This window comes from Pelosinus fermentans JBW45 (genome assembly GCF_000271665.2).
Classification (GTDB): Bacteria; Bacillota; Negativicutes; order DSM-13327; family DSM-13327; genus Pelosinus; species Pelosinus baikalensis.
On record NZ_CP010978.1, the window covers coordinates 5,374,421 to 5,380,816 of the forward strand.

The following is a 6,396-nucleotide window of genomic DNA, read 5'->3' on the forward strand; positions in this document are numbered from 1 at the left end:
GCCTTACCTAAAATAGCCTTGTCAATAAGGTAATATTCGGCATTTCCACACAAGTTCCTTTTAACATGACTGTATTATAATGGATTTTTTTCTGCAATGCCTGGACGCCTAGGATACACTGGTAACGTTTTTTTTATTTTTCGAATATATACAACTGCCCTTACATCATCAAGACCTGGCAGTTTAATATTCTCAATTTTTTCGATTTCGCCGCCAAGCACTCTGAGAGCGCTTGTAGACTCTTTTATTTCTTGACTGTACTGCGATCCCTTAAGGGCAATAAAAAACCCTCCTACAGCCACAAATGGCAGGCATAATTCAGAGAGGATACTCAATCTTGCTACTGCCCGAGACACTGCAATATCATATGCCTCACGAAATTGTTTATTTTTCCCACCATCTTCAGCTCGACTGTGTATAAATTCAATATCCGGTATTTCCAATTTTTCGGCTACTTCTTTTAAAAATAAAATTCTTTTATTTAAAGAATCAAATAACGTCAGTTTTAAATCAGGACGATAAATCTTAAGAGGCAATCCGGGAAAACCAGCTCCAGTACCTACATCAATTATTTTTGCCCCATTTTTAAAAATAATCTTATCATAACAAGATAAGGAATCAATCATGTGTTTGACAGCCACTTCATTCGGATCTGTAATCGCTGTCAAATTGATTTTTTGATTCCATTCTATCAATATTTCAAAATACTGGGAAAATCGCGTTAACTGTTCTTCTGTTAAGGATAAAGAATATTCCGTCGCAGCCTTTATTAACACCTCACGAAAGATCAATTGCTTCATCCCTCCTACGCTTTTGTTCCATATAAATCATTAATATCGAAATATCGGCAGGAGAAACACCGGAAATACGTCCTGCTTGTCCTACGGATAACGGACGAATTTCATTCAATTTTTCTCTAGCTTCCACAGCTAAGCCGCTTAGCTGCATATAATCAATATCCTCAGGCAATAATTTTTCATCTAATCTGGCCGCCCGCTCTACTTGTTCAAGTTGTTTGCTAATATAACCTTCATATTTAGCAGAAATTTCTACTTGCTGCTGTACCGCCGAATCCAAGAGAGGTACAGCAAAATGCTCAGAAATCATGTTATAGTTAATTTCCGTTCTCCGCAGTAAATCATACAACATAATACCTGTACGCAATTCTACTGTTCCCATTGCCTGCATCTTTGCCTGTATTTCAGGCGTGGGGGTAATCATTACACTGCGCAGCAGTTTTAAACTTTCTTCAATGGAATCACGTTTACAAACAAATTTAGCATATCGTTCATCACTGACTAAACCAATTTTGCGTCCAATTTCCGTTAGACGCAAGTCCGCGTTGTCCTGACGTAAAATAAGGCGGAATTCAGCTCGAGAGGTCATAATGCGATAGGGCTCATTGGTTCCTTTTGTAACCAAATCATCAATCAGCACTCCGATATATCCATCAGAACGAGACAAAATCAGCGGTTCTTGACCTTTAACCAATAGGGCGGCATTAATGCCAGCTACTAAGCCTTGAGCTGCTGCTTCTTCATAACCTGATGTACCATTTATTTGACCTGCTGAGAACAATCCTTGAACCGTTTTAAATTCTAGAGTTGGCTTAAGCTGGGTAGAATCAATACAATCATAATCAATCGCATAACCCGGACGCATAATTTTTACATTCTCCATGCCAGCAATGGTTCGCAAGAATTCATATTGTACATCAATTGGCAGGCTTGTAGACATGCCTTGCACATACATTTCATTGGTATGATGCCCTTCTGGCTCTATAAATAATTGATGTGCATTTTTATCGGCAAATCTTACAATTTTTGATTCAATCGATGGACAATATCGCGGTCCAACCCCCTCTACAATTCCCGTATACATAGGAGCACGATGTAGATTATTTCGTATAATTTCATGAGTCTTTTCATTGGTATATGTCAGCCAGCAGGGCAGTTGCATTCTAGTTGTAATTTCACTTAAAAAAGAAAAATTATGAACCTCTTCATCACCCGGCTGCTCGATCATTTTGGAAAAATCTAAGGAACGTTTATCTACCCTTGCCGGGGTACCTGTCTTAAATCGCATGATGCGAATATTTAATTCTTTTAAGGAAGATGTTAAATTTTCAGCTGCTCGCTGACCATTGGGACCGCCTTTATATGCGAGTTCCCCTATGATAATTTTTCCACCTAAATAGGTCCCTGTCGCTAGTATTATACTTTTCGTATAATAAATTTCTCCAGTTTCCACTTCAATTCCATATACTTTCTGATCCTTCGACAGTATCCTTTCGACCAACACCTGTTTCACATCTAAATTAGGCTGATTTTCAACTGTCTCTTTCATTGTGATATGGTATAAATCTTTATCAGCCTGAGCTCTTAATGCATGTACAGCTGGTCCTTTTCCTGTATTTAGCATTCTCATTTGAAGGCTAGTTTTATCTGCATTAATCCCCATTTGCCCGCCTAATGCATCTAATTCTCTTACCAAATGCCCTTTAGCCGGACCACCAACGGAAGGATTACATGGCATAAAAGCTATATTATCTAAATTAATCGTCGTTAACAGCGTTTGGCAGCCCATACGGGCAGCCGCTAATGCTGCTTCGCATCCAGAATGACCAGACCCAATCACAATTACATCATACTCGCCTGCAATAAACACAATTTGCCACTCCCCTATTTACCAATACAAAATTGAGTGAAAATCTGATCAATAATATCTTCCCCCACTGTATCTCCTGTAATCTCCCCTAGCTTGTCCCAACTTTCTTTTAAATCAATCACAATACAATCCGATGGCATTCCTTCATCAATTGTCGCAATCGTCGCTTCTAAATGATATTTTGCTTGCTCTAATAAATTAGCTTGACGCAAATTAGTAAGAAACGCTCCCTCTTTTTGAGCTATTTCACCACCGTACACCATATCCACAATCATCTGCTCTAGTTCTGGTAAACCAGTACCTTCCATTACCGATATCTTTAATACTTTGGTATCTGCTATATAGGTGTATACTTCATCCAAATTTAAAAGCACCGGCAAATCTGTTTTATTAACTAAGACAATTGCCTGTTTACCGGAAAGCATAGCTAGTACTTCTCTATCTTCTGCTGATAATGGCAGGGAAGCATCTAATAATAACAAAATTAGATCCGCTGTCACAACAAATTCTTTTGCCTTTTCCACGCCCATTTGTTCAATAATATCAGAGGTTTCTCTAATACCAGCAGTATCTACAATTTTTAAAGGAACACCCGATAGGTTCACGAATTCTTCAATCACATCACGAGTTGTTCCTGGAATATCTGTTACAATCGCTCTTTTTTCTTTCAACAAAGCATTTAACAAACTGGATTTACCCACATTGGGTTTACCAAGAATTACAGTTTCTAATCCTTCCCGTAATATCCGTCCCGTCTCTTTTGTCAGCAATAAATGATTTACGTCTGCCAATAAAAGCTCTACTGCTGCTCTAACATCCTGAGCAGCTAAGACCTCAATATCTTCTTCTGGAAAATCAATGGTCGCTTCTAAATTAGCAATCATTCTTAAAATTTCATATCTCATTTTGCGTATCTCGTCTGATAAGGCTCCCGATAAATGACCCACAGCCATACGAAGAGAAGCATCTGTTTTTGCTCTAATGATATCCATAACGGCTTCTGCTTGAGATAAATCCAGTCTGCCATTTAAAAATGCCCGCTTTGTAAATTCACCAGGTTCGGATAATCGTGCACCATACTGCAGTGTGAGTGCTAGAATTTTCTTCATCGGCACAGGACCGCCATGGCAATGAATTTCCACAACATCTTCTCGCGTATACGATTTAGGGCCATGCATAACAAGTAATAAAACCTCATCAATAACCAGGCCATTATCCGGATCTATAATATGCCCATATGCCACTTGCTGGGATGCGATATGTCTTGCACTCTTCCCATTTATTCCACGGAAAAATGTTTCCGCTATCTTTATTGTCAAGGAGCCACTCATACGTATAATGCCAATGGCTCCTTCACCTGGAGCAGTAGCGATTGTACTAATCGTATCCTCTGCAAACACTTTTATTCCTCCTTATTTTGTATCCATATACTCTCACAAAAACAACCATAATATAGCCGTAAACAGACAAAAGATGAGATTTTTCAAAAGGATACTATACACTTACTATTTTTACCCATTTCCCTGGGAATATTTATCTATGGTAAACAATTAATATACATGGCTATTCTTTAGTAGTAAAACCCAGTAATAATTAATTATTACTGGGTTTTTGAATATGTAAACTATCTATCTTTTTAAAGCAATCACAATTTTGCGATAGGGTTCTTCCCCTTCACTGTAAGTAATAATTCGCTGATCATCTTGAAGAGCCATATGAATAATTTTACGTTCGTTAGGACTCATCGGTTCCAACACTACTTTTTCTCCACGACGTTTTACAGAATCAGCCAAACGAGCAGCCAAACGATTTAACGTATCCGTGCGACGCTGACGATAATCTTCTACGTCAAGAACAATACGCACCTTACCATCAATATCACGATTTGCTGTCAAATTAGTCAAATATTGCAACGCATCTAAAGTCTGACCATGTTTACCGATCAGTATACCTAAATCATTACCCCTAATATTAAAATTAATAGAATCTTCTTTTCCTACTCTTTCAATCTGTACCTCTAATTTCATTAAGTCAAAAACAGTTTTCAAAAATTCATGAGCCACTTGTACCGGATCAATTGGCTTAATAGTCACTCTCACTTTAGCAGGCTTACTGCCAATAAAGCCAAATAAACCTTTACTGGGCGCTTCTAACACTTCATACTCAATGCGGTCTTCTCCAACTTGAAGTTCATTTAAAGCCAGTCGTACCGCTTCTTCAACGGTTTTACCTGTCATATCCACAGAAGTCATCGTGTTAATTAGCCTCCTTATTTTTGAGCTTCACCACGGTACATCCACCACTGTTGAGCAATTTGGAATGCATTACTCATTACCCAGTATAATACAAGTCCAGCAGGAAAAGTAATACTAATATAGCCGATAAATAATGGCATAAAAGTCATCATCATTTTTGCCTGTTGATTCATATCACTGCTTGTCTGTTTTTGTTGAACATAAGTAGTAGCTGCTGAAAGTACAGGTAAAATATACAAAGGATCAGGATGAGACAAATTAGCAATCCATAAAAAACTAGGTATTTGTGCATATTGATAATCGCGAATGGCAAAGAAAATTCCCATAAGTATAGGCATCTGAACCAATAGAGGTAAACAGCCTGATAAAGGATTGACCCCTGACTCTTTATATAAAAGTGCCATTTCCTTATTTAATTTTTCAGGATTTCCTTTGTATTTTTCTTGTAATTCTTTCATTTTAGGTTGTAGATCTTGCATAGCCTTCATACCTTTAACTTGTTTTACAGTTAAAGGATATAATAGCAACTTTATGATCAAAGTTACCAAAATAATAGCTATACCATAATTAGGTATACCAATGCTAGCTGTCATATCATAGAAAAAAGTTAATATATGCTGCAATAATGCAATAGCCGAATCAAACAGAGCCAATATCTCACGTCCTCAATATTAATTTGTAACAAAATTAATTGTAATCTTGAATCGATTCTTATATATCAAACAGGATCATACCCGCCAGGATGAAAGGGATGACAGCGCAAAATGCGCCGTACAGCCATAATACCCCCACGGAAAATCCCATATTTCTCAATTGCCTGCAATGCATACTCTGAACAAGTCGGCACAAAACGGCAAGTAGGCGGTTTGAGCGGTGAAATAAATAAACGATAACCTTTAATCATCATTATAGCTATTTTTTTCATTATCAACTACCTACTTAGCCAAAATTTTTGCCTTTTCACACAAATGAATAAACGCTTTACCAACAGCTATAGAATTTGAGCTTACTGCAGCTTGTCTGCCAACTAATAGCAAATCAATTCCATTAATTAACTTATGCTGGTTTAAACGATAGGAGTCCCGCAAAAGACGTTTTACACGATTGCGTACTACCGCACCACCCAATCTTTTACCTGCAGCAAATCCTACTCGACGAACAACACTATTAGTAGATAGCACATAAAGTACTATCATTCGATTAGCATATGATTTGCCGGCTTTATATACAGTTTGGAAATTTTTATTTTTGTGTAGAATCCCTTGCTTAGATAACTTATATATCACAGTTTATCATCCCGCCATATGGAAAATAGGCCTGTTCTGGCGCCCTACTACGCAGATAATTTCTTTCTGCTTCTAGCACGTCTTCTTTTAAGGACTAATTGACCACCTCTGGTTTTCATACGTTCACGGAAACCATGGGTTCTTTTTTTCCATAAGTTATTTGGTTGATAAGTACGTTTCATTTATTT

General features: G+C 37.6%; 8 protein-coding genes. All 8 read right to left on the reverse strand.

The window, feature by feature from the left end:
- Positions 1-74: 74 nt before the first annotated feature.
- Complete coding sequence (rsmG, locus tag JBW_RS23645) at positions 75-791, reverse strand: 16S rRNA (guanine(527)-N(7))-methyltransferase RsmG (protein WP_007954687.1); 717 nt, start codon at positions 789-791, stop codon at positions 75-77.
- On the reverse strand, positions 778-2,667 hold the full coding sequence (mnmG, locus tag JBW_RS23650; protein ID WP_007954686.1) for a tRNA uridine-5-carboxymethylaminomethyl(34) synthesis enzyme MnmG: 1,890 nt from the start codon (positions 2,665-2,667) through the stop codon (positions 778-780). Before mnmG ends, rsmG begins: the two co-directional genes overlap by 14 nt.
- Before the next feature lie 14 nt (positions 2,668-2,681).
- Positions 2,682-4,067 (reverse strand): tRNA uridine-5-carboxymethylaminomethyl(34) synthesis GTPase MnmE, encoded by a 1,386-nt coding sequence (mnmE, locus tag JBW_RS23655; protein WP_007954685.1) that lies wholly within the window; start codon positions 4,065-4,067, stop codon positions 2,682-2,684.
- A gap of 228 nt (positions 4,068-4,295) precedes the next feature.
- Positions 4,296-4,919, reverse strand: coding sequence for an RNA-binding cell elongation regulator Jag/EloR (gene jag / locus JBW_RS23660; RefSeq protein WP_007954684.1), 624 nt, complete (start codon positions 4,917-4,919; stop codon positions 4,296-4,298).
- 17 nt (positions 4,920-4,936) lie between these two features.
- Positions 4,937-5,575, reverse strand: a complete 639-nt coding sequence (locus JBW_RS23665) for a YidC/Oxa1 family membrane protein insertase (RefSeq protein WP_007954683.1) — start codon at positions 5,573-5,575, stop codon at positions 4,937-4,939.
- A 65-nt stretch (positions 5,576-5,640) separates the two neighbouring features.
- Positions 5,641-5,847 carry a membrane protein insertion efficiency factor YidD gene (gene yidD, locus JBW_RS23670; RefSeq protein ID WP_007954682.1) on the reverse strand — a complete coding sequence of 69 codons (207 nt, stop codon included), beginning with the start codon at positions 5,845-5,847 and terminating at the stop codon, positions 5,641-5,643.
- A 10-nt stretch (positions 5,848-5,857) separates the two neighbouring features.
- Positions 5,858-6,208, reverse strand: coding sequence for a ribonuclease P protein component (rnpA, locus tag JBW_RS23675; RefSeq protein ID WP_007954680.1), 351 nt, complete (start codon positions 6,206-6,208; stop codon positions 5,858-5,860).
- A 47-nt stretch (positions 6,209-6,255) separates the two neighbouring features.
- Positions 6,256-6,390, reverse strand: coding sequence for a 50S ribosomal protein L34 (gene rpmH, locus JBW_RS23680; protein ID WP_007936133.1), 135 nt, complete (start codon positions 6,388-6,390; stop codon positions 6,256-6,258).
- Between the last annotated feature and the right edge of the window lie 6 nt (positions 6,391-6,396).

What these genes read in the sequence shown, in the direction of transcription:
- yidD (WP_007954682.1), bottom strand. Translation starts at nt 5,847, where the DNA reads ATGAAAAAAATAGCTATAATGATGATTAAAGGTTATCGTTTATTTATT.
- jag (WP_007954684.1), bottom strand. Translation starts at nt 4,919, where the DNA reads ATGACTTCTGTGGATATGACAGGTAAAACCGTTGAAGAAGCGGTACGA.
- rpmH (WP_007936133.1), bottom strand. Translation starts at nt 6,390, where the DNA reads ATGAAACGTACTTATCAACCAAATAACTTATGGAAAAAAAGAACCCAT.